The sequence below is a fragment of the Mesorhizobium oxytropidicola genome, from assembly GCF_056174625.1.
This window is the reverse complement of the sequence record NZ_JBWBWK010000002.1, coordinates 13,836-36,324: the sequence shown is the minus strand read 5'-3', so window position 1 is coordinate 36,324 and position 22,489 is coordinate 13,836. Positions and strand designations below refer to the sequence as shown.

The 22,489-nt window shown below is 58.2% G+C and carries 19 protein-coding genes and 5 pseudogenes; 9 read left to right on the top strand and 15 right to left on the bottom strand.

Features of this window, described 5'->3' with window-relative positions; all coding sequences use genetic code 11:
- Positions 1-136: 136 nt before the first annotated feature.
- Positions 137-322, top strand: coding sequence for a hypothetical protein (locus AC0V8S_RS35535; RefSeq protein ID WP_475438859.1), 186 nt, complete (start codon positions 137-139; stop codon positions 320-322).
- Positions 309-2,378, top strand: a complete 2,070-nt coding sequence (locus AC0V8S_RS35530; protein ID WP_475438858.1) for a recombinase family protein — start codon at positions 309-311, stop codon at positions 2,376-2,378. The genes AC0V8S_RS35535 and AC0V8S_RS35530 overlap by 14 nt, the downstream gene beginning before the upstream one ends.
- A 24-nt stretch (positions 2,379-2,402) precedes the next feature.
- On the opposite strand, the pseudogene AC0V8S_RS35525 reads toward AC0V8S_RS35530, so the two are convergent.
- Positions 2,403-2,825: pseudogene (locus tag AC0V8S_RS35525) on the bottom strand (IS66 family transposase); the annotation flags it as partial.
- Positions 2,826-2,997: 172 nt separating this feature from the next.
- Between AC0V8S_RS35525 and istA the strand changes: the two are divergent.
- Both istA and istB read left to right on the top strand, forming a co-directional pair.
- Positions 2,998-4,551 (top strand): IS21 family transposase, encoded by a 1,554-nt coding sequence (gene istA / locus AC0V8S_RS35520; RefSeq protein ID WP_475434991.1) that lies wholly within the window; start codon positions 2,998-3,000, stop codon positions 4,549-4,551.
- A gap of 13 nt (positions 4,552-4,564) precedes the next feature.
- Positions 4,565-5,341 carry an IS21-like element helper ATPase IstB gene (gene istB, locus AC0V8S_RS35515; protein ID WP_475434993.1) on the top strand — a complete coding sequence of 259 codons (777 nt, stop codon included), beginning with the start codon at positions 4,565-4,567 and terminating at the stop codon, positions 5,339-5,341.
- 83 nt (positions 5,342-5,424) lie between these two features.
- Here istB and tnpC read toward each other — a convergent pair.
- The 3 genes and pseudogenes from tnpC to tnpA all read right to left on the bottom strand — a co-directional run.
- Positions 5,425-6,396, bottom strand: a pseudogene (gene tnpC, locus AC0V8S_RS35510) (IS66 family transposase); the annotation flags it as partial.
- Positions 6,397-6,450: 54 nt separating this feature from the next.
- Complete coding sequence (gene tnpB, locus AC0V8S_RS35505) at positions 6,451-6,804, bottom strand: IS66 family insertion sequence element accessory protein TnpB (protein WP_258580693.1); 354 nt, start codon at positions 6,802-6,804, stop codon at positions 6,451-6,453.
- Entirely contained in the window at positions 6,785-7,249 is a 465-nt protein-coding gene (gene tnpA, locus AC0V8S_RS35500; protein WP_475439157.1) for an IS66-like element accessory protein TnpA, read from the bottom strand. Before tnpA ends, tnpB begins: the two co-directional genes overlap by 20 nt.
- Before the next feature lie 161 nt (positions 7,250-7,410).
- On the opposite strand from tnpA, the gene AC0V8S_RS35495 reads away from it, so the two are divergent.
- Positions 7,411-7,686: a hypothetical protein gene (locus tag AC0V8S_RS35495; protein ID WP_475438993.1), complete on the top strand. Its 276-nt coding sequence runs from the start codon at positions 7,411-7,413 to the stop codon at positions 7,684-7,686.
- Here the strand turns inward: AC0V8S_RS35495 and AC0V8S_RS35490 are convergent.
- Positions 7,610-7,954 (bottom strand): LysR family transcriptional regulator, encoded by a 345-nt coding sequence (locus AC0V8S_RS35490; RefSeq protein ID WP_475438992.1) that lies wholly within the window; start codon positions 7,952-7,954, stop codon positions 7,610-7,612. The genes AC0V8S_RS35495 and AC0V8S_RS35490 overlap by 77 nt on opposite strands.
- A gap of 342 nt (positions 7,955-8,296) precedes the next feature.
- On the opposite strand from AC0V8S_RS35490, the gene AC0V8S_RS35485 reads away from it, so the two are divergent.
- From AC0V8S_RS35485 to AC0V8S_RS35475, 3 genes and pseudogenes are all read left to right on the top strand, one after another.
- Positions 8,297-8,719 carry a M24 family metallopeptidase gene (locus AC0V8S_RS35485; protein WP_475438991.1) on the top strand — a complete coding sequence of 141 codons (423 nt, stop codon included), beginning with the start codon at positions 8,297-8,299 and terminating at the stop codon, positions 8,717-8,719.
- Positions 8,720-8,841: 122 nt separating this feature from the next.
- The gene (locus AC0V8S_RS35480; RefSeq protein ID WP_475438990.1) at positions 8,842-9,192 is read left to right on the top strand and encodes an NIPSNAP family protein; all 351 of its coding nucleotides are present in this window, start codon (positions 8,842-8,844) and stop codon (positions 9,190-9,192) included.
- Positions 9,191-9,443, top strand: a pseudogene (locus tag AC0V8S_RS35475) (DDE-type integrase/transposase/recombinase); the annotation flags it as partial. The gene AC0V8S_RS35480 and the pseudogene AC0V8S_RS35475, both read left to right, overlap by 2 nt.
- Here AC0V8S_RS35475 and AC0V8S_RS35470 read toward each other — a convergent pair.
- The 9 genes and pseudogenes from AC0V8S_RS35470 to AC0V8S_RS35430 form a co-directional block, all read right to left on the bottom strand.
- Positions 9,443-9,547 (bottom strand): annotated as a pseudogene (locus AC0V8S_RS35470) (IS6 family transposase); the annotation flags it as partial. The pseudogenes AC0V8S_RS35475 and AC0V8S_RS35470 overlap by 1 nt on opposite strands.
- Before the next feature lie 63 nt (positions 9,548-9,610).
- Entirely contained in the window at positions 9,611-10,240 is a 630-nt protein-coding gene (locus tag AC0V8S_RS35465; RefSeq protein ID WP_475438989.1) for a 3-oxoacid CoA-transferase subunit B, read from the bottom strand.
- Positions 10,241-10,255: 15 nt separating this feature from the next.
- Positions 10,256-10,939: a CoA transferase subunit A gene (locus tag AC0V8S_RS35460; RefSeq protein WP_475439156.1), complete on the bottom strand. Its 684-nt coding sequence runs from the start codon at positions 10,937-10,939 to the stop codon at positions 10,256-10,258.
- 11 nt (positions 10,940-10,950) lie between these two features.
- Positions 10,951-11,343 (bottom strand): hypothetical protein, encoded by a 393-nt coding sequence (locus tag AC0V8S_RS35455; protein WP_475438988.1) that lies wholly within the window; start codon positions 11,341-11,343, stop codon positions 10,951-10,953.
- A 163-nt stretch (positions 11,344-11,506) separates the two neighbouring features.
- Positions 11,507-12,994 (bottom strand): carnitine 3-dehydrogenase, encoded by a 1,488-nt coding sequence (locus AC0V8S_RS35450; protein WP_475438987.1) that lies wholly within the window; start codon positions 12,992-12,994, stop codon positions 11,507-11,509.
- 99 nt (positions 12,995-13,093) lie between these two features.
- Positions 13,094-13,993, bottom strand: coding sequence for a 3-dehydrocarnitine:acetyl-CoA trimethylamine transferase BcoG (bcoG, locus tag AC0V8S_RS35445; RefSeq protein WP_475438986.1), 900 nt, complete (start codon positions 13,991-13,993; stop codon positions 13,094-13,096).
- An 82-nt stretch (positions 13,994-14,075) separates the two neighbouring features.
- The gene (locus tag AC0V8S_RS35440) at positions 14,076-14,852 is read right to left on the bottom strand and encodes an SDR family oxidoreductase (protein WP_475438985.1); all 777 of its coding nucleotides are present in this window, start codon (positions 14,850-14,852) and stop codon (positions 14,076-14,078) included.
- A gap of 1,156 nt (positions 14,853-16,008) precedes the next feature.
- A complete protein-coding gene (locus tag AC0V8S_RS35435) occupies positions 16,009-16,656 on the bottom strand; it encodes a TetR family transcriptional regulator (protein ID WP_475438984.1) in 648 nt (215 codons plus the stop codon).
- 261 nt (positions 16,657-16,917) lie between these two features.
- Positions 16,918-18,184, bottom strand: a pseudogene (locus tag AC0V8S_RS35430) (IS256 family transposase).
- Between the two features lie 619 nt (positions 18,185-18,803).
- Between AC0V8S_RS35430 and AC0V8S_RS35425 the strand changes: the two are divergent.
- Positions 18,804-20,444 carry an IS1634 family transposase gene (locus AC0V8S_RS35425; RefSeq protein WP_475438983.1) on the top strand — a complete coding sequence of 547 codons (1,641 nt, stop codon included), beginning with the start codon at positions 18,804-18,806 and terminating at the stop codon, positions 20,442-20,444.
- A 192-nt stretch (positions 20,445-20,636) separates the two neighbouring features.
- Here AC0V8S_RS35425 and AC0V8S_RS35420 read toward each other — a convergent pair whose 3' ends face one another.
- Complete coding sequence (locus AC0V8S_RS35420; RefSeq protein ID WP_475439155.1) at positions 20,637-22,313, bottom strand: ABC transporter ATP-binding protein; 1,677 nt, start codon at positions 22,311-22,313, stop codon at positions 20,637-20,639.
- Between the last annotated feature and the right edge of the window lie 176 nt (positions 22,314-22,489).

Sequence of the window (22,489 nt, the reverse complement as noted above, 5' to 3'; positions counted from 1 at the left end):
GCGTTTTGCGCCGACATGGAGATGGGCGAACCGCGCGTTGCGGTGGTTGGGCTTGCAGAGCTTCATAGACTGCTTACCGAGCGCGGTTTCAGGCAGACTTCGACGGATGGACTCACGGCCATCCAGGAGGCGCGCCATGAAGGCACTACCACGACCCTCGTCGCTACCGCTGCTGACCCAGCAGCTGAGCATGCCGCTCGATACGCCGCAGATGCGAGGCCTGAGCGACGCGGAACGAAGCGTTGTTGTCGCCAGGCTGGCGACCCTCCTGATGGCCGCGGCCGGCGTCGCGACGAAGGAGACGAGCGATGATGGGCAATGATCTCCTTCCAGCCACGGTGCTGAAGCGCAAAGCTGTGGTCTACGTTCGACAGTCGACCCCCGGTCAGGTCCAGAACAACCTGGAGAGTCAGCGGCGACAATATGAACTTGTCGATGTCGCGCGCCGCTGGGGTTTCCGTGACGTCGATGTGATCGACGATGACCTTGGTCGTACCGCCAGCGGTGCTGTAGACCGCCCTGGTTTCGAACGACTGGTCAGCGGCCTGTGCACGGGCAAAATTGGCGCAGTGCTCTGTCTCGACGCATCGCGCCTTTCTCGCAATGGTCGGGATTGGCACCATCTCCTGGAACTGTGCGGCCTGGTTGAAGCGCGCGTCATAGATCTCGACGGGGTGTACGATCCCTGTCGGCCGAACGATCGATTGTTGTTGGGCATGAAGGGCAGTATCAGCGAGTTTGAGCTCGGCATTTTGCGAACGCGCATGCTTGACGCGGCTCGCGCCAAAGCGCGGCGGGGGGAACTGCGCCTCAGTGTTCCGATCGGCTATATCTGGCATCGTGAATACGGTCTGGGGCTTGATCCTGATCTTCGGGTACAGCAGGCGATCCGCCTCATCTTTTCGCGCTTCCGCGAGCTTGGCAGCGCCCGTCAGGTGCTGATTTCGCTGACGGCTGATAATTTCCATTTTCCCCGTCCTTCTGACGGGCGCAAAACGGTGTCCTTCGACTGGGTGCCGGTTCGCTATCGAAGTGTTATTTCGATCCTGAAGAACCCATTCTACGCCGGGGTCTACGTCTATGGTAAAAGCGAGAAGCGAACGGAGATTGTCGATGGCAGGGCTCGCAAAAGCTACGGCCACGACAAGCCCTTTGGAACGTGGGAAGTGCTGCTCCAGGATCATCATGAAGGCTATATCGATTGGAGTGAGTTTGAGAGGAACCAGAGCCATATCGCCGTCAATGCCTTTGGACAGAAAGGCGGCATCAAGTCGGGTCGTGGCGGCCGGGCGCTGCTTGCGGGCCTGCTCACGTGCGGCCGATGTGGAAGGCGGTTGGGCGTTGTCTATTCGGGCCGGCCTCCGGGTCATCCCTATTACCGCTGCGAACGTATCAACCAGATGCTGGCCAAGCCACGATGCATGACTTTTGGCGCATCTCGCATCGACCCTGCCATCGGCAAAGAGATATTGAGGGCCGTGACGCCAATGGCGATCGAGGCCGCAATGGAAGCTGACCGTGCGCATCGGGATAATCTGGAAGAACGACACCGTATGGTGGAGCTGGACTTGCAGCAAGCCCGATACGAGGCATCTCTCGCTGAACGTCGCTATGCCGCTTGCGACCCCGACAACCGGCTGATCGCTGCCCAACTTGAGAAGAGCTGGGAGGCAACGCTCAGGCGCGTGGAAGCCTGTGAAGCGGGTTTGGCCCAAGCGCGACAAATCGATCTTGTCACCCCAGTTCCCGATTTTGCTGGCATTGCCACCGACCTGGAGGCTGCCTGGCGCGCACCTGACGTCGATATGCGTTGTCGTCAGCAGCTCCTTCGCACCCTCGTGTCTGATATCATCGCTGACGTCGATGAAGAACAACGTGAAGTCATTTTGACGATCCACTGGAGGGGTGGGCAACACTCCCAGCTGCGTATTCGCAAACCCAAAGCGGGCGAACATGGCCAGAGTACTCCGGAGGCAGCCCTTGCCGTCATGCGGTCTATGGCTACCCGCTGGTCCGACGCAAACATTGCCGCCACTCTCAACCGGATGGGAATGCAGACCGGACAAGGCAAAACCTGGACGGCGCGCCGTGTCGGGGCACTGCGCACGGTCCATAAAATCCACGGCTACCGATCCGCCGAAAAGAATGGCGAATGGCTCACGCTGACCGAAGCTGCCAAAAAGCTTGGAGTTACAGCCCATCGTGTCCGTCGACTGATCAAGGAGGGCGTGCTCCCTACCGAGCAGGTTGTTCCGGATGCGCCGCACCAAATACGAGCCACTGACCTGGAAAAGGATCAAGTAACCCAGTTTCCGCGTCACAGGGGCCCGTGTCGCATCAAAATGGAAAACCAAAAGTCCCTGTTTCCAGACGTTTGAGGAGGAGGTGCAGTATGAATCGGTCGTTGTAAAGATTCTGATATCGCGTTCGAGGAGGTTGTTGTCGATCGGCATGCTGCCGTCTTCTGTGTATCGCGTCAGGTACTCCCACTGGTTCAGAGTGTAGGACACGGCGTCGCCGATCTTGCTATCGGGCAAGACCTTCGGCGCGATGTCGTCGAGCCATATCTTGAGAGCATTGAGGATGGGAACGCTGTGTTGCTGGCGAAAGCGGCGAATGCAATCGGCTTGTGTTTCGCCCTTGTCCGGCTTTTCGTTCCGCGCTTGGCCTTCAACCCGGTAGAGCTGCTCGAAGAACTTGAGCGCCTGCTCCGGCGGACCGCCCCCCTTCTTTCTTGCCTTGAGGGCATCGACGAAGCGACGTCTGGAATGGGCCATGCATCCCACATGGGTGGCCCCTGCCAGCGTGCGCCATGCGGTATAGCCTGCGGGTTTCACAAAGTTCGGGACACAGATTTCAGTAAGTCGCGGCCAAGGATTTCAGTAAGTACGGGACATCCGTTTCAGTAAGTCGCGGACAAGCTGATGACGGGTTTAGAGATCGATTTTCGTAAGCGCCAATCTGGCATTTTGCCCTCGCATTTTAAGCGAGGACATAATGCCGAGACGGAAGCAAGCGAGACATACGAGCGTGAAGGACATCCGATCGATATTGCGGCTGACGTTTGAGCAGGAGCTTCCTGTGCGCGCCGTTTCGGACCGTTTGAAGATCAGCAAGACATCGGTTTCAACGTATCTGCTGCGAGCGCGGGAAGCTGGCCTTGCGGTTTGGCCGCTGCCCGCTGGGCTGGATGATGATGAGATACTGGAACAGCGGCTATTTCGTCGGATGGGACGGCCGCCGCGCGAGACCGCTGAGCCGGACTGGCCGAAGATGGCGAGCGAGCTGAAGCGCAAGGGGGTGACACTCAATCTGTTGTGGCAGGAATACCGTGAGACCCATCCGGACGGCTATGGTTACACTTGGTTTTGTGGCCGATTCGCTGAATTCGAGAGCCGCGTCAAGCCAACCTATCGCAGTCGTCACGTTGCTGGTGTTGCGATGGAATGCGACTATGCCGGGCACACGATCCCCGTCATCGATCCGTCGACAGGAGAGATCCGCGCGGCGCAGATTTACGTTGCGGTGCTGAGCGCGTCGCAATTGACGTTCTCTTATGCGAGCTTCAGCCAGAAGCTGCCGGATTGGATTGAAGCCAACCAACGGGCTTTCAGCTACTTCGGCGGGGTAACGAAGACAACGATCTGCGATAATCTCAGGTCGGCCGTCGCCAAGGCTCTGTGGTTCGAGCCGACGATCAACGCGACATTTGCCGCTTTTGCCGAGCATTACGACACAACAGTGCTTCCAGCACGGCCGAAACGTCCGCGGGATAAACCCTCCGCCGAAGGCTCGGTTTTAATCGTGGAGAGGTGGGTCCTGGCCAGGCTGAGAAACGAACGCTTCTTCAGCCTTGCCGATCTCAATGCTCGGATCAGCACTTTGATCGAAGACCTGAACGGCCGCATCATGCGCCGCTACGGCAAGTCCCGGCGCGATTTGTTTGATGAGATCGAGCGTGCGCAACTCAAACCACTGCCGGCAACACCGTTTGAATATGCCGAGTGGAAAGCGGCCAAGGTCCATCCTGACTATCATGTCGAGGTCGACAAAAGCTTCTATTCCGTGCCGCACGGCCTGATCGGCAAACGGGTCGATGTGAGGCTGACGTATCGGGTGGTCGAGATCTTCCACGACCATAAACGTGTTGCCAGTCACATCCGAAGCTCGCAGCGCTCAGGCCACATCACCGTCAATGAGCATATGCCGAAGTCGCACCAGCGCTATGCCAACACGACGCCTCACACATTGAGGATGGAAGCGGCAAAAGTCGGCAGCAACACAGCGATCTTTATCGAGCGTCTGCTGAGTGATCGCCCACATCCGGAACAAGGGTATCGGTCCGCACAGGGCATCCTTTCCCTGGCGCGACGCTACAAATCCGACCGCCTGGAAATGGCGTGTGAGCGGGCGCTGATCATCAATGCTCTCAGCTATTCGTCCGTCGCCAACATTCTCAAATCGGGTCTCGACCAAGCCCCGCCTATGAGTGAGGCCGTCAAGCCGGCACCGCCGCACGGCAACATCCGCGGCAAAACCTACTATCAATGAGAAAGGATACCAGATGCTGACCCATCCAATGCTTGATCAAATGCACACGCTCGGTCTTGCCGGAATGGCTGCCGCCTATCGCCAGCTTGGCGAGCAGAGCCATGGAAGCGACCTCAGCTTCGACGAACGGCTCGGCCTGATGCTCGATCGCGAGATCGCACTGAGAACAGACAAGCGGCTGACCAATCGATTGGCAACGGCAAAGCTGCGGTTTGCCAATGCTTCGATCGAAGACATCGACTTCAGCACCCACCGCGGTCTTGATCGCCGCAACGTCTTATCCCTAGCGCAAGGAGCATGGCTGAAGGCAAACGAGAACTTGATTCTGACAGGCCAAACGGGCACCGGAAAGACTTGGATCGCCTGCGCCTTCGCTCGACAGGCGGCCCGTCTCGACTATTCCGTGCTCTACGTCAGAATGCCACGCCTGTTCGAAGACCTGGCACTGGCGAGGCTAGACGGGCGCTTCCCGCGCCTCATCGACAAGCTGGCCCGTGTTCAGTTGCTGGTGCTCGACGATTGGGGAACGCATACGCTGAGTGACAGACAAAGGCTCGATCTTCTGGAAATCTTCGAGGAGCGTTACCGGCGCAAATCGACCCTGATTACCGCTCAAATTCCCGTGGCCGCATGGCATGAAATGATCGGAGAGGCCACTTTAGCCGATGCGATCCTGGACCGTATCGTTCACAACGCCCACCGCATAACCCTCGAGGGCGATAGCATGCGAAAGCAGAAAACAGCGACGCTCTTGACCGGCGACGAAATAACCGAAATCAATCGCTCCTGACAGAAACAAGGCAACCGGAATCGATCCCCTTCCCTTGTCCGCGACTTTGCGAAACGCTTGGCCGCGACATACCGAAATCGCTGTCCCAATTTAGTGAAATCCGCAGTATAGCCATCGCTCATCAGTATGCCGCGGTAATCGCCGAGGAAGGCCTGCGGATAAATCTGGCCGCGACCCGGTTGATAATCGAGCAGCACGATCGGCTCGTTACTCTCTTCGCCGCTCCGGTATGCCCACATAAATGATGTGCTGGTGGCCTCCCTGTCCTTTTCCTTCAGGACCTGGACGGTGGTCTCGTCGCCATGGATGAGTGCTTGAGACCTGAGCCGCAGCTTCAGTGCGTCATAAATGCGGGAGAGATGCTTCTCGCTCGATCCGATCACCCAATGCCCCAGAGCGCCGCGGCTGACGGGCACGCCGGCTCGCTCGAATGCCTGGCTCAAGCGGTAGAGCGGCGTGCCGTCGACGTACTTGTGAACAAGAGCAAATGCCAGTGTCGAGGCCGTGGCGATGCTGCCCGGCAAGGGCTGCGCGGGCATCGGCGCGATCACGACCGGCGTATTGATGCCGGTGCGGTCGCAATGGCGGCAGGCATACTTGAAGCGCACATTCTGCAGGACCTTCGCCTTCACCTCGATATGAAGCTGCTCGGTAATGGCCTCGCCCATGTGGTGCATCCGGTGACGACAGCAAGGACAGGCCTTCTGATCTTCGGGAAGGTCATACTCGACGCGCTCGCGCGGCAGGTGTTCCGGCAGGGCCTTGCGGCCACGCTTCTTTCCCTCCGGCTTTTCGGTGGACGGAAAGCCGGTGTCGGGCAGGTCGATGACATTGCCATCTTCGCTTCCCGCGTCGTCTTCATCGGCAACCTGTTCGGCTTCATTGAAGAGGCGATCAACGTGCTTTTCGCTCTTGGGCGCAAAACGATGTGAGCGCGCCAGCGCCAACTCTTCCTCGAGCTTAACCACGCGTTCTGCGAGCTGACGGTTCTCCGCCTGCAGCACAGCAATGCGCGCCATCAACTCCTCAACAGTCGGTTCGCCAGGTCGATTCATCGTAGTTTTGAATCTGAACCGCACCGACGCGTCAACCGCACAATTCGGGAGCCGTCAGCCCGCAACCTGATATTGCCGCACCGGATGGCGCACCATTGCATCGATGTCGATGCCGTCGAGAATCCAATGGAGCTGCTCGGTCGTCAGCGTAACCACCGCCGTCTCCCGGCGTGGCCATCGGAACCTGTCTTCGGTCAGCCGCTTCAGAACCAGCACGAAGCCGGACCGGTCGAAGAACAAGAGTTTCATCCGGTCGCGGCGGCGATTGCAAAATGCAAAGACCGCAGGCGCAAATGGGTCAAGCTCCATCACCTCCTGAACCAGGACCGCAAGGCTGTTGATGCCGGCCCTAAAATCGATCGGCTCGCGGTGCAGGTAGACGTTGAGATCAGCGCCCAGTCTGAACATGGCCCAGAGCTCCAATGATCGCCGTCAACGCGTCTACATCACCGCATTCCAGCACCAGCTTCACGCCGTTCGGTAAAGACGCGCTCACCTTGGCTGCGAGTGGCGATGAGCCCATGCTTTCCGACTTCGACAGCCGCTCTTCACCACGCGCAGCAGGCCTGTCCACCGAATTGCTCTGCATAGGCAGGCTGTGGTCCGCAGCGGTGACTTGAACTGGAATGAACACAGACGGTGCAGGTGGCGGCAAAGCACCGGCGTCTTTGGTCGTCTTTATCCATTTCCGAAGAAGGTTGGCATTGATCCCATGTTCAAGCGCAAGTCGCGATACCGACACGCCAGGCTCAAGGCAGGCCGCAACTAGCCGCTCTTTCGACGCCGGGTCGTACCGCCTGCGGCCGTTGCGCAAAATCCGCCTCACCAGCAGTTTCTGTTCATCGTCCTCAATCACTTGGTATCCACCTCCGTTAAGTGGACACTTCATGCCAAAACACGCTCAATGGAAAAAGGTGCGGATAAATTCGCGCTTACGAAATACGCCGATGACCTGCCGCTCTAACGCCAGTAAGCGATCTACGCCCGCAACCAATTGAGATCGACAGGTCACAGATGGCGCAGTGGATGGGCAAGGTCGGCTTCGAGCTCAAGCCGTTGGCCGATCACGCACTGGCCCGCATCAAGCAGGGCGAGCGGGTCTTTGCCGATCAGACCAACCCCCAGCGCGGCGATAGTCGCGCGAACTTTTCGGAAATCATATGGTCGACTGTATTATCATCATGCTGTGCCCCAAAGCGCGACATGCGCGCCATCAGCCAGATCGACGCGAACGCACCGGCGGGGGTAATCGTGACATCCGGGAACGACCGCCGCGTTTTATGGTCGTGACGACATCGGACGACTTGGAAAAAATGCTTGCCAGCTCGGTGTAGAGGTCATTGCCAACGCTGGTAAGCACCACGCCGGTTCCTGGCCTTACAAACAGCGGAACACCAAGCTCGTCCTCGATGACTTTGATCTGCCGAGCGATCTCTCCCGATGTCACGTTCAGCTCGGAAGCTGCAAGCTCGAGCGAAAGATGGCGTGCCGATGCCTCGAATACCTCGAGGGCAGTAAGGACAGTGAGGGACGGGAAATCATAATAGGGATGGGCCATTGCACACTCCAATCAGATCGGCGGTCGCGAACCGAACGACCGGGTATCCAGGTCGTCCTCTGGCCCATAAACGACTGCCGCCAGTCTACATGCGTTTAAATTGAGAGACTGAATAGTCACCACCGGGCCCCGTGACGTAACTGCGGCCGTCCGCCGTGACCTACGCAAGTTGCGTGCCAGTTGGTGCACCGTTGTTTGCACCACTCGTCCAACCGACAGGCTCGCCCTCCCGCCCGTTTCGTCGGCTTTCCGACATTGTGTCCAACTTCGGACAAAAGAGGGTTTTCGGAATTGTTCCGGCGTGGCTGCCAAAGCAATGTGATTGCATAGCCTTAATTCGAGTTGGCGCGGCGCTTGCTCCACATTCTAGTAACCCCCCGATATGGTAGGCCCATTTGGTATCTCTGTGAGGTTTCCCGGACATTCTGCTGCGGGAAGGATCAGCCTAGCGCTCGGCAGCGCCAGTTGTACCGGCTTGCCTATGACGAATTGCAGACGAACATGAAGCTTATACGTCCGGGACTCAGCATGAAGGATCTACAGGCGTCAGCTTGGCTGGTGCCTGAAGAATTCCGAGAGCAGGCTTACCCTTGCGTTATACACGGTGTCGGAATGTGCGAAGAATATCCGCAAGTTAAACCATCATTTCGGGGACCGGTCGCGTATGACGCGAAGCTCGAAGCAGGCATGGTCATATGCGTTGAAAGCTACATTGGTGTCTTCGGGCGAAAGAAACGTGGTAAAGCTGTGGGAGCATACTTGTGACCTGAGACGGGTATGAATTACGTCGAATTACCATCTCGGGGAGCGTCGCTTAGAATAAGTCATAAAATACTAGCTGGATGCGCGGCAAAACAACATAATTCAACAAGGCCAGGAGTGACCTAATGATCTATGAACTGCGGCATTACGTACCAATCGAGGGAATGAAGGACAAGATGCGAGAGCGGTTTGCTCGCGATAGTTTGCCGCTTTTCAAGAAGACGGGAATTAAACTAATCGATTTTTGGGAAACTCCGGACACCGGCGAGATCTGGTATGTCGTTGAGTGGCCAAGTGCGGAAGCTGTGAAAAAGGGCTGGGAAGATTTCATTCAGACGCCGGAATGGAAAGAGATCGCGGCACGCACCGAGCAGGATGGACCGCTGTCGACGAGCCGAGGGATCGTGTTGAAGCGGCCCGATTTCCTCAAATCTGAGTGGCTTACGCCTCTCCAAGTACCAGATCATCAGTGTTAGGCGCGCGCTGGAACGCCATGGCCGGCCCGATCGCGTAGTCATCGACGGCAGCCCGACCAGCCGGGAGGGCATTCATCTCCTGCGCCACGACGAACCGCTTGCAGAACCGCTCCCGGCGAACATTGAAACCGATACGCATTCGCCAGAGCCAGTATCTCAACAATCGCATCGAACAGGACCACCGCCGGATCAAGCGCCGTGTCGGGCCGATGCTCGGCTTCAAGTCACAGGAGTCAGCCTCCATCACTCTTCAGGCGGCGAGGATTTCGAACTGCTCGGCCAGGGACGGGTTCGGATTGAAGGCATACCTCGCCTTTCGTTTGCGCATCATGTGGACCATTTCGAGACCGGACAAGCTCACGATGGCTTCCCCTGTTTTTAGAACTGAGCCCTAGCTTCCGGCGCGGACGCATTAGGCTCAGTTGACGATCGTTGCTTCAGTGGCCCGGCGGAGTTCGGTGTCGGTCACGCCTTCGGCGAGTTCCACCATCTTGAGCCCTCCCTCAACGACGTCGAGCACGCCAAGGTTAGTGATGATCCGATCGACCACGCCTCGCCCTGTCAGCGGCAGGGTGCAGGCCTTCAGCACCTTGGATTCCCCAGCCTTGTTGGAGTGATCCATGACCACGACCACCCGCTTCACGCCGGCGACAAGGTCCATCGCACCGCCCATGCCTTTGACGAGCTTGCCTGGTACCATCCAATTTGCCAGGTCGCCGTTTTCGGCAACCTCCATCGCGCCGAGGATCGCCATGGCGATCTTGCCGCCGCGGATCATTGCGAAGCTCTGCGCCGAGTCAAAGAAGGCCGAATGCGGTAGTGCGGTCACCGTCTGCTTGCCGGCATTGATGAGATCGGCATCGACTTCATCGTCAGTCGGAAACGGCCCGATACCCAACAGCCCGTTCTCTGATTGCAGCGTCACCCGAACCCCCTCGGGAATGTGATTGGCGACAAGGGTCGGGATTCCGATGCCAAGATTGACATACATGCCGTCCTGAAGTTCGCGCGCGGCGCGCGCCGCCATCTGGTTCCGATCCCAGCCCATGGAACTTTCCCCTACTCAAGCTGCCGCGCGCGTTGTGCGCTGTTCAATTCGCTTCTCGTGCACACCTTGGATCAGGCGATGCACATAGATGCCTGGCAGGTGAACATGGTCAGGGTCGAGGCTGCCGACGGGTACGATCTCCTCGACCTCGGCGACGCAGATCCTGCCGCAGGTTGCGGCCGGCGGGTTGAAGTTGCGCGCCGTCTTGCGGAAGACGAGGTTACCGGAGGTGTCCGCCTTCCACGCCTTCACAATCGACAGGTCCGCGACAATCCCGGTCTCGAGCACATAGGTCTCGCCGTTGAAGGTCTTGTGCTCTTTATACTCGGCGACCAGGGTGCCCACGCCCGTCTTCGTGTAGAAGCCTGCGATGCCGGCCCCGCCAGCGCGCATGCGCTCGGCCAGAGTCCCCTGAGGATTGAATTCGAGTTCCAGTTCACCGCTCAGGTACTGGCGCATGAACTCGGCGTTCTCGCCGACATAGGACGAGATCATCTTCTTGATCTGCTTCGTCTTCAGCAGCACGCCGAGCCCGAAATCGTCGACGCCGCAATTGTTCGATGCAATCGTCAGCCCCGTCGTGCCGGCGTCCCGGATCGCCCCGATCAAAAGCTCCGGGATCCCGCAAAGCCCAAACCCGCCCGCAGCGATTACCATCCCGTCAAACAATAGACCTTCCAGCGCAGAACCGGCTTCCATATAGATCTTGTTCACGAAGCTCTCCAATGGCGGTTGACGTTGTTTCCGCGGTAGTCCCTTACCAATGCGGCAGATAGCTCCTCGATTTCGGCCTTAGTTGCTACGGGCGGCGCGGGCCAAGCCGGGAATGTCCCTTGCGGCATTGCGCAAGCGACAAGATCGCGATCGCGGCCGCGTTGGAATCCGCTCACCAATCTCGAGTGTCCGATCATATGGCTTCCGATTGCGCCGGTCGCCACGAACTCGATCTCGCCCCAGGTCGCACCCCGCGCACTTCGCCGGCGATCGGCACCTGCGCGAGCTTTTTCCTTCAGCGGCCCCATCAAGCGTGCGGTGCCTGGGTCGATTGCATTGGCCTTCGGCCGGTCCAGAATGATTTTCAAAGATCGGCCCATTTCGCTCAATCTTTGAAGGCCCCTGCATCCTTCTCCAGAGGTCGCTGGGTCAGACGCTCGTTGTCGTGAGGGATTGATCGCAATCTCTGCACGACGAGCAAAGGTTTTGTCTCTGTCGGCCGAAATCCGGCGCCGGAAGACAAGCCATACCGTCCCCGCATCAAGGGTGTAATCACTTCCTCTGTCCAACCGATCGTCCCGCGGCATCGGGTGCTGGCAGGACTGCGTGGGCCTCGATGAGGGGCTTGAGCTTCCTCATCACCTCAGGCAGTGGGGGAACGGAGCGCCTCTCCTTCGACGAAACATGGAGCATTAGGTGCTCGTAAGTCGACAGCAGGGTGTCGTCGGAAGCTCGATACAACGACATAAAGGTATGGATCTTTTTGCCGTCCGACGGCAGGAGTTGAGCCGTGACATATAGTGCGTCCCCAAGCCTCGCCTCAGCAAGGAGCCGAACATGGCTCTCCACCGTGTAGTAGCTGTGGCCGGACCTCACATAGTTCGTGTTGACGCCAATCATTTGAAGGAGCGCCTCGCAAGCATCGGCGAAGCACTGAGTGTATCGGTATTCGGTCATGTGACCATTATAGTCGATCCAAACAGCAGGAACGTTCAGTTCGAGAAGCTTTAATGCCTCGTTACTGGGATTGGTCTGATGTTTCGGCGCCGTCTTCCAGAGATGAGCCTCGAACTCAGCCAGCAGCTTCCCAGCACCCCAGCCACGCCCCTCATCGCCGGCTTTTAGCGCCTGCATGATACCGACGAGATTCTGATCGCGGATCCGTTCGAGCTCCAGAATGCCACGCTGCCCCGACTGGGCGTCAGACTGGACGGCGATCTTTTCAACAAGGTCAGCATCCAGATCGACCACATCGGTTAGCTTGGTCCAAGGCCAGGAAAGGCTGGGACCATACTTGGAAAGAAAGTCGCGCATGCCGGCTCCGCCGCCAGCCATGCGGTATGTCTCGAAGAGGCCCATTTGCGCCCAGCGAAGACCGAAAGAGTAGCGAACCACATTATCAAGCGTTTCGGTATCGCAGATGTCGTCCTTGATCAGCCAGAGGGCTTCACGCCAGAAGGCTTCCAAAAGGCGGTCGCCGACAAAAGCTTCAATTTCCTTGTTGATGATCATCCCCGTCATGCCGATCGTCGCAAGCTTGACCTTGGCGTCTTCGAGCACCGCTCTCGTGGTATTCTTGCCACCAACGAGTTCGGCCAGCGGGAGCAAATAGACAGGGTTGTAGGGATGAGCGACGAACATGCGCTCTGGGTGCCTCATGTCGCGCTGGAGATCGGTCGGCATCAGGCCGGAAGTCGAAGAGCCGATCAGCGCCTTGGGTTCGGCGGCAGCGTCTATCTGGGCGAGCACGCTGCGCTTAAGGTCGAGCTTCTCCGGCACACTCTCCTGAATCCAGTCTGCGCCTCGCACGGCCTCCTCGAGCGTCTCGCTGAAACTTAAAGTGCCCTTGACGGGAAGGGGCGCGCTCGTGAGCATCTCATACGCGCGCTCGGCATTTGCCATGACTTCGGACATGAGCCGCTGAGCTTCCGGATGCGGATCGAAGATTCTGGTATCGATGCCGGCCAGGACGAAGCGTGCCGCCCAAGCTCCACCTATAACGCCACCCCCGATACAAGCCGCCTTGCTGATTTTAGCCATCTTTGATCTAGGTTCCGAATTGCTTCTTCATCGAGTCCGAGGCGAGCATTCCAAGGACCGCGGGTCGCGATGACCCGCTTCCTGTAGGAAGCATGGCACTTACCGCTTTGTGAGTTTAAGCTTCCGCCGTACCTCATCGGGACCGATAATCCTGCCGCCCATGTTTTCGACGACATTGACGGCCTTCTCGACCAACTGACCGTTGGTTGCAAGCTGACCTTTGGCAACGTAAAGATTGTCTTCGAGACCAACGCGCACGTTACCACCAGCTAGCACAGCCGCCGCCGGATATGCCATCGCGTCGCGTCCTAGCGCAAAGACTGAAAAGGTCCAGTTCGAGGGAACGCTGTTCACCATCGCCATGAAAGTGTTGAGGTCATTGGGAGCCCCCCATGGAACACCCATGCAGAGCTGAACCAAGACAGGGTCTTCAATCAGACCCTCTTCGACAAGTTGCTTTGCGAACCACAAATGTCCCGTATCAAAGACCTCCATCTCCGGGCGAACGCCAAAATCGGTCATCATCTTCGCCAACGCGCGAAGTGTCGATGGCGTATGCACCATCACATAATCGCCAAGCTTGAAATTCATCGTGCCGCAATCAAGTGTACAGATCTCCGGGGCGCACTCGAGAATGTGGCTGAATCTTTCGGATACACCGACAAGATCAGTAGTGGGGTCGAGTGGAAAGGGCTGTTCGACACTGCCGAAAATCATGTCACCGCCCATACCTGCGGTGATGTTTAGCACAACGTCGGTATCCGCCTGTCGGATGCGGTCAGTGACTTCCTTATATAGTTCATGCTTTCGAGACGGTGCCCCGGTTTCAGGGTCACGAACATGAATGTGCACGACTGCGGCTCCCGCCTTTGCAGCCTCGACGGCAGCGGCTGCAATTTCTTTCGGCGAACGAGGAACGTGGCGTGAAGTGGATGCAGTATCTGCTGCGCCGGTCAAGGCACATGTGATAAAGACTTCGCGGTTCATAGATAGAGGCATCAATTTTCTCCTTAGGTGAGCACAGGTAGCAGCGGCGGTGCGTTTTGCCGCGCAGCCGCGCTGGTCGAAACTTTTTGCTCTCTTAGTATTCAGAGGATATTGTTTGACCGTCGATCGCGATCGACTGTCCTGAAATAATTCTGCCATGAGGACTGCAAAGGTACAGAATCATACTCGCGATTTCTTGGACACTCACCAGCCTTCGCATCGAAAACAGTTTGAGCTCTGCCTGCCTGATTTGCTCGATTGGCACTCCACGTGATTGCGCAGCCATAAGCTGTACCCGTTCCAATCTGGGTGTATCAACAGCACCGGGGCAAATCGCGTTCACATTGATGTTGTGCTGGCCCAACTCCATTGCCATCACGTCTGTAAGTCCGATAACGCCATATTTAGCGACGCAGTAAGGGGAGCGCAGTGAATACGGCAGGAAGCCGGCGGTTGAAGACATGTTTATGACGGATCCTCCTCCGGCCGCCTTGATTAATGGCGCCGCAGATCTCGCACAATAAAACGCGCCATCCAGATTTACGGCGAGGGTGGCTCTCCATTCTTCGTCACTCACAGCTTCCACCGGCTTCGACGGACCCGAGGTGCCAGCGTTGTTTATCAAGATATCCAGTCCGCCCAGGCGGCGATCAACTTCCTCAAAGAGTTTAGCCACCGCTTCGGACTTTGAAACGTCAGCGGCGACTGCAACTATGCCTGTGCTTGGCTGAACACTTTGAATAGCCTCGGGGTCGACATCGCAGACGAGCACTTTTGCTCCCTCGGCAGAAAAGCGTTCTGCCACCGCCCTTCCAATACCGGCAGCACCCGCTGTAACCAGAACACGCTTATTCTCTAACTCCAGATCCATTTAGCCTATCCCTTTACATCAAGAATTCTGTTCGCGAACCCAAACTTTGTGAGTGATTGGTTGCGAAAGGACAACGAGTTTGACTCTCTACGCGCATTGCATGGTTGGTCTAATCGCAGGAAGTCTCCCTCGGAGATAGAATGGACGTTATATATTAAATTGCGGCTCGTCAAGCTCGGCTAAGTCCATCGCGGCTTCGCTTCTTTGGCCAGTCCCAAATGGAGGGTGGGGCATTGGAGGCAAATGGAGTTGTCTCAGTAAGGCCCCTTACGCGACTGTTTTTGTTGACACTTTCGCAAATGTGAAGCGCCCTGAAATGGGCCAGCTTGCGCAGGCCGCGGAGCAGTCGTGGGAAGTGACCGGCCTAGATCACCGCGTCAACTTGATGAGTGAGAAATCATCAGCGTGACAAACGTTTTGCGTAATGCTTGTTATTTCCAACGGGCTTCCCAAATTGACCGGATTGCGTAAGCCACAAATTTCTCCGTGATCGTAGCCCCACCTTCTTCCTGTCCGCCTCCTGTTGAGCCTGCTTGAAGCAGGGCTTCGTCCTATGGGGCCAATAGGGTGGCGGTTAGGCACGCCGTACGGGAGCGGTCAATCACTTTAAGAGTGCATGACACTTCGCCGAGCTTCACCGCGACCACGTTGCGTCTGTAGCAGGTCTGCAGGTCTGTCGCTGGTAGCTGGCCGTCAGCTGGGCGCTAATGGCCCACAGCCGTGCGCCGCACCCGCCGGCTCGGATACGGCTCAGTATCTCTTAGGAGGTGGTTGGTCTGAAGCGTTCTGTAAGATGCACCCGCTGTGGCGCAATACGCACCGACAATGGGCCGGTCTGCCCTCCAGTTCGCGCGCCTTTTATCGCTGGATGACGTTTGCGCCCTTGTCCGAAGGCGAACCATCGCAAACTGGCGAAATCCCAAGTGGCATCCCGCCTTTTGCGGTTCGTCAATGCTAGGCGCCCGACGGCAAGAGAGGCGCTATCCGGTCGACGTGGTGCAAGCGCGGCCGGAAGGCTTTCTCTTCGGAACGTCGCCGGTCAGGTCACAGGTGCAGAGCCCAGGTCGGTCTGCGACTTTGGCCCTATCCAGGTTTCCTGTGTCGTGCGGCGGGTAATCCGGGGCTTGTCAACCATCTCAGCGCCAGTGCTGATTGCCTATCCTTTTACATTCCTGACTCTATTCTGATCATCGCAAATCATAAGCGCTTGTTGTTGTGCCCAATAGCGAACCATGCGCAAATGTAGCTCCAATTGTGAGCGCAGGACGGAAGTTGTCCAGACGGCACGATTTGTCACGCCTCCCGCGCTCAGCCCGAACAAAAAGGTAACAATCGACCGCAGTGCAGTCTCGAAGACGTCCGCAGGCCACTTTTCACTCTCCGGCCAAGCCGCCCGGATGACTCGGTCATAAATGTTCTTTCCCTCGCGATGCAGCGTGGCATTGAGCTTATGAAATTCAGGATCGGCGGCAATAACTCCCCAGAAATTCACCCAGATTACACTATCCTCGACATGAGATTTAGACGCTGGTATCGCCGCGTCAAGAAGGGTGGCAAGATCTGTTTCCCCTTGTTCCAGCAGATGTGCGATCTTGCGTTCCATGTTAAGAAAAGGGATGCGCAAGGCAGCTGCGATAATGTCCGCCTTGCCTTCGTAGTAATGGGTAATCATTCCCGTCGTTACGCCAGCGGCGTTGGCGATATCGATCATCGTAACTGCGGAAATGCCCTTCCCCGCTATCGCCTTACCTGCTGCCTTAGCGATACGAAGCCGGGTCAGCTCAACATCAATAATTTTTGGCATAGCCCTCCAGCCGGTTTCCTACCTGAGCAGCAAATTTCAAATGTCGTAGCCGCGCCCATTCGGCGGAGGCCATGGACGGCCACGAAGCGCCAGCTCCTAGCACGTTTGTGGTCGTGCCTGAATGCTCTATCATCTGCTTTGACGAGCTAATGCAATATCGTCAACCCAACATCAACTGGGTTTCCGCGAGCTTCGTCTTCAGTCTCCAGGGCAAGTCGCTGGGAAGTGTGAGCTATGCTGCAATTTGGGTGACGAGGCTGATCAAGCGGCGCTCTGCGGCTTCAGTTCAATGACCTCGATTCCATCCTGGAACGTTGCACCTGCGATGAGTTTAGGCAACTGATTTTGTCCTTTCAGTCGTCGCCACGTCCTGGCCGCGGCCATGACCAGCTTGAAGACCATCAGCCTGGCGGTTTTCGAGGAGAGTGAGCCCTTGGTACGCACCGTGCGATGGCGAACGGTCGCAAAGACGCTCTCGATGGGATTGGACGTTCGCAGATGATCCCAATGTTCGGCGGGGAAATCGTAGAACGCCAGCAAGGCATTCTGATCTTTGGTCAGGCAGTCGACCGCCTTGCCGTATTTCGCATCATATTTCTCGACAAAGACGGCAATCGCCGTCTCGGCTGAGGCTCGGTTCGGGGCGGAAAAGATTTCGCGCAAGTCCGTCTTCATGGCGGCCTGCACCGATTTCGGCACCTTGTTGAGCACGTTGGCTGTCTTGTGCACCCAGCATCGCTGGTGCTTGGTGCCGGGAAGGAGCTCATCGAGCGCTTTCCAGAAGCCAAGCGCGCCGTCGCCGACGGCAAGATCGGGCGCGATCTGCAGGCCACGACGCTTGACGTCGACCAGCAGCTCGCGCCAGCTCTGTGCGCTCTCACGAATGCCGGTCTGGAAGCCGAGCAGCTCTTTCTTGCCCTCGGGCGTGGCGCCGATCAGGACCAGCATGCATTCGGCATGATCTTCCATCCGGGCCTGCAGGTAGACCCCGTCCGCCCACACATACACATAGCGGCGCGCCGAAAGATCGCGCTTTTGCCAACGATCGTATTCGATGCCCCACTCCGCCGTCAGTCGCGTGATCACCGAGGGTGAGAGGTTCGGCGCCTCCTTGCCCAACAGAGCTGCCAGAGCTTCCTGAAAGTCGCCCGTCGAAATGCCGCGCAGATAGAGAACGGGAAGAAGCGCATCCAGACTTCGTGTCCGACGCGCCCATTTCGGCAGGATCGATGAGGAAAAACGGATGCGCTCCGCTTCACCGTTCGCGCCGCGATCCCGGACCTTCACCCGGCTGACGGGCACCGCCCCGATCCCCGTCTGGATGCTCCGCTCCGGCCCGTGACCGTGCCGGACCAGCCGGTCACGTCCGTCCGGAAGCTTGAGATCCCGCATCGGCAAGAAACGCTTCGGCCTCCATCTCGATCGCCTGCGCCAGCAATTTGCGCGCGCCGGTGCGAAGCACATCCGTCAGGGGATCATCGATTTCGTCGGGCTGACGAAGGCGAACAATGTTGATAGTCTCGTTCATGGCGTATCGCTCTCCTTGAGAGGTTCTGGCAGGCTTCATCACCCGCCTCGATACGCCGCCCTTCTCAAACCGTCATCACCCAGTTTCAGCCATAGCTCGGAAGTGTCTGATTCAAAGCAGAACCGGTAAGCGCTCTTATGAAGCGAGAAGGCGGCTACGCGGGCGCCTTACGCCGCAACCGGTTTGGCGTATCCTACGGCCATGGCCGCATTGGCTACGGTCTCGGAAAAGTCCTGCGGCGGGTTTTGGGCGGAGCGTCCCGGTAGTCCTGCGCTCGTCAACGATTAACCGAAGATTGTCGATGCCGTATTGGGTGAAAGGCGACAATTGTATCGTGCAACGCCGTAAACACTGTCAGCCTCCAAACCCGCTGCGATAAGGCGCTCCTTCTTTTCGCGAGACCAGGCCGGCGCCGCTCAACCGACGTGATCACGTCGATCTGTTGCTTCGTCACGCCCGACTTGAACAGTTGGAGGTGAACGGATGGCGAACGCTGTCCGTTAAGCTATTGAATTCACTCGCCTTGAGTTTTCGGCCCGAAAATGTGTGGTAACAACATTTGATCTGCTAGCCGTATGTTGTATGGATTTGATGGCATTTATTCACTAACAACGCTGGCATGTTTGTCGTTGAGAGAGTCGCGCGCGGCCACCGCTATCTCTACCTCGTGGAAAGTGTCCGCGACGGCAAAACCGTTCGCCAGCGCACGATAAAGGCGCTGGGCCGCAAGGATGCGCTGGTTGCCAGCGGCGAACTTGACAGATTGGCGGCCTCGATTGCGCGCCATGGCGAACGCAGCCTCATCCTGTCCGACATTGACGCGGGGCGAATTGCCTCTCGCCGCATCGGCGGTCCGCTGTTGTTCGGGCGGCTGTGGGAGCGGCTCGGGATCGGCGAGGTGCTGGAAGAGGTGCTGGAAGAGGTGCTGGAAGGGCGCCAGTTCGGCTTTGCGGTGGAACGGGCGGTGTTCGTTGGCACGCTGCATCGGCTGTTCGTCTCGGGCTCGGACCGCGACTGCGCGAACTGGATGGCCGATTATGGTATCGAGGGCGCCGAGGGTCTGGCGCTCCATCACTTTTACCGGGCAATGGCGTGGCTGGGCGAGGAACTCGGCGAAAAGGCGCAAGGCGCGCTGGTGGCGCGCTGCGTGAAGGACGCGATCGAGGAAAAGCTCTTCGCGCGCCGGCAGGACCTGTTCACCGACCTCAGCCTTGTGTTCATGGACACCACCTCGTTGTCCTTCTACGGCGCGGGCGGCGAGACGCTGGGCAAGCGCGGGCATTCCAAGGACTTCCGCCCCGATCTGGCGCAAATGATCCTGGCGCTGGTCGTTGATGCCGAGGGCCGGCCGATCTGCACCGAGATGGTGCCCGGCAACACCGCTGACGTGACCGTCCTGTTGCCGGTGGTCGATCGGCTGCGAACGCGCTTCGGCGTCACACGCGCCTGCGTTGTCGCCGATCGCGGCATGATCAGCGCCGATACCATCGCCGCGCTCGAAAAGCTGGGCATGGAATACATTCGGGGGGCCCGCGAACGCTCGAGCAGCGTGATCCACAACGTCGTGCTCAATGACGCGGCACCGATGGTTCCGCTCGTTCTCGAGCGCCAGCGCGGTGAAACTCAGTTGTGGGTCAAAGAGGTCAAGGTCGGTAAAGACCGCTACATCGTCAGCCGCAATGACGCCGAGGCCGAGAAGGACAAGGCCGACCGCCAGGCGATCATCGCCGGCCTCGAGGCGCAGCTCAAGAAGGGCGACAAGGCACTGGTCGGCAACTCGGCCTACCGGCGTTACCTCAAGGCCAGCGGCAAGAACTTCAAGATCGATGTCGGCAAGCTTGCCGAGGAAGCCCGGTACGACGGCATCACCGTGGTGCGGACCAACGCGAAGGTGACCCCGCTCCAGGCCGTGCTGCGGTATCGCGATTTGCTCGAGGTCGAGAGCCTGTTCCGCGCCGCCAAGGCAACCTTCAATACCCGGCCGATCTTCCACCAATCCGATGCCGCCATCCGCGGGCATGTGTTCTGCTCGTTCCTGGGGCTCGTACTCAGCAAGGAACTGCGCCGCCTCTGCCGGGCCAAAGGCCTGACGCCCGAATGGCAGCCGCTCCTACGCGATCTCGATCGCCTCCAGGAAGCCACCATCGAAAAGGATGGTCGCATCGTCACCACCAGAACCCACGTTACGGGCCAAGTGGGCAACGTCTTCAAGGCAGCTGGCATCGCTCTGCCACACAACCTCGACGAACAACTCGCCTGAGATCATCCCCAAAATGTAGTGGTAACACGCGCCGGCGCGCGCCTAACGTGCTGATATAATAACATATTCTTACAGGCGGTGTTTAAGTGGGGTCACAGGGAACTCCTAATAGTGCTTGCACTAGGACTGGCAGCGACTACATATTTGCCTGAATCTAAGTCGGTGTGCCATACGAAGGGCGACAGAGTGCGGCTAGTTCCCGCCGCTCTCCATGCGTCGGGAACCGATTGCCTTATCTAGCCAGCCGACCTCCATTTCCGGAACGGATGACAGGAGAAGATCGGTATAGGGATCGAACGGTGGGGCGAGAACCTGACCCTTTGGGCCATAGCGTACCACTCGTCCGCGATGCATCACCGCGATCGAATCGGCAATTGACTTCACCGTTGCAAGGTCGTGGGTAATGAAGAGGTAAGCTACCCCCTCGTCCTTCTGCAATTGCAGCAACAACTTCAAGATACCGTTGGCGACCAAGGGGTCGAGGGCCGAAGTCACCTCGTCGCAAATGATCAGATTCGGCTTTGCCGCAAGCGCTCGGGCGATACAAACACGCTGCTTTTGGCCACCCGACAGTTCTGCCGGATATCGGTCCGCAAAGCTCCTGCCCATCTCGATTTTGTCAAGCAGCTCGGCCACGCGTTGGTCACGCTCGGCGCCGCTGATCCCGGAATAGAATTCGAGCGGTCGCCCGATGATCGTCGCCACGGTCTGGCGCGGGTTCATCGCAACATCCGCCATCTGATAGATCATCTGAAGTTGCCGAAGGTCCTCCTTCGAGCGCTCGGCCAACTTCCGGGGAAGGTCACGCCCGTCAAACTGGATGTTGCCTGCCGAAGGCGGCAACAACCCAGTGATCACCCGCGCCAGCGTCGATTTTCCAGAGCCCGATTCCCCGACCACAGCGAGCGTCTGTCCAGTGCGAAGTTCCAGGGAAACATCGCGTAAGACCTTGATTGCTCCGTCGCGGTAACCTGCTGTCACGCCTTTGACTGACAGCAAAGGCGCAGTGCCGCCGTCCTTCTCCTCGTGATCTATGTGATGCACTGAAACGAGGGCTCGCGTGTATTGCTCGTGCGGTTGGTTGATGATCTGCTGCGTCATTCCCCGCTCTACGAGTTTGCCGTGGCGCAGCACCATTATCTCGTCCGCGACCTGCGCCACCACCGCCAAGTCGTGGGTAATGTAGAGTGCCGCAACGCCCGTCTCACGGATGGCGTCCCGGATCGCCGCCAGCACGTCAATTTGGGTGGTGACGTCGAGCGCTGTGGTTGGCTCGTCGAAGACAATGAGGTCAGGCTCCGAGCAAAGCGCCATGGCCGTCATGACGCGCTGCAATTGACCGCCTGAGACCTGATGGGGGAAACGTTTGCCAATGTTCTCGGGATCAGGGAGGCCCAGCTTCTTGAACAGAGCAATCGCCCGCTTCGCGGCCTCGGTCCGCGTTACCACGCCGTGAAGAAGTGCCGCCTCCACCACCTGGTCCATTAGCCGGTGGGCGGGATTGAATGCGGCGGCCGCCGACTGCGCAACATAGCAGATCTCGCGGCCCCGGAGTTTGCGCATGCTACTTGCGCCGACCTTCAGAATGTCACGGTCGTTAAGGATGACCTCGCCGCCAGTTATTTTGACCCCGCCGCGACCATAACCCATGCTGGCCAAACCTATGGTGGACTTGCCAGCGCCCGATTCGCCAATCAGTCCCAAAACCTTGCCCCGTTTCAGCGTTAGCGAAACGTCGTGGACGAGAACCATATTCTTTGGGCTCTCGCCCGGTGGGTAGACCGTCGCCTCGATCCGGAGGTTGCGTATGTTGAGCAACGTGTCGGGCTCTCCAGGCCGGCTGGCTTGCGCGGCCGTGGAGAGCGTCACGTTACCCGGCTTGTCCGACACTGAGAGTCCATTTGACATTTGCAGGGTCCGCTTTGTTGATGCCCGTCGCCGGCTATTAATTGTGGGCGCTACGAAGGGCCCGGCACCACACTGAATGCGACATTCGTCGCACAATCACATCAAACGACTGAACCGAGGCAGCGGCGTCGCGCTTG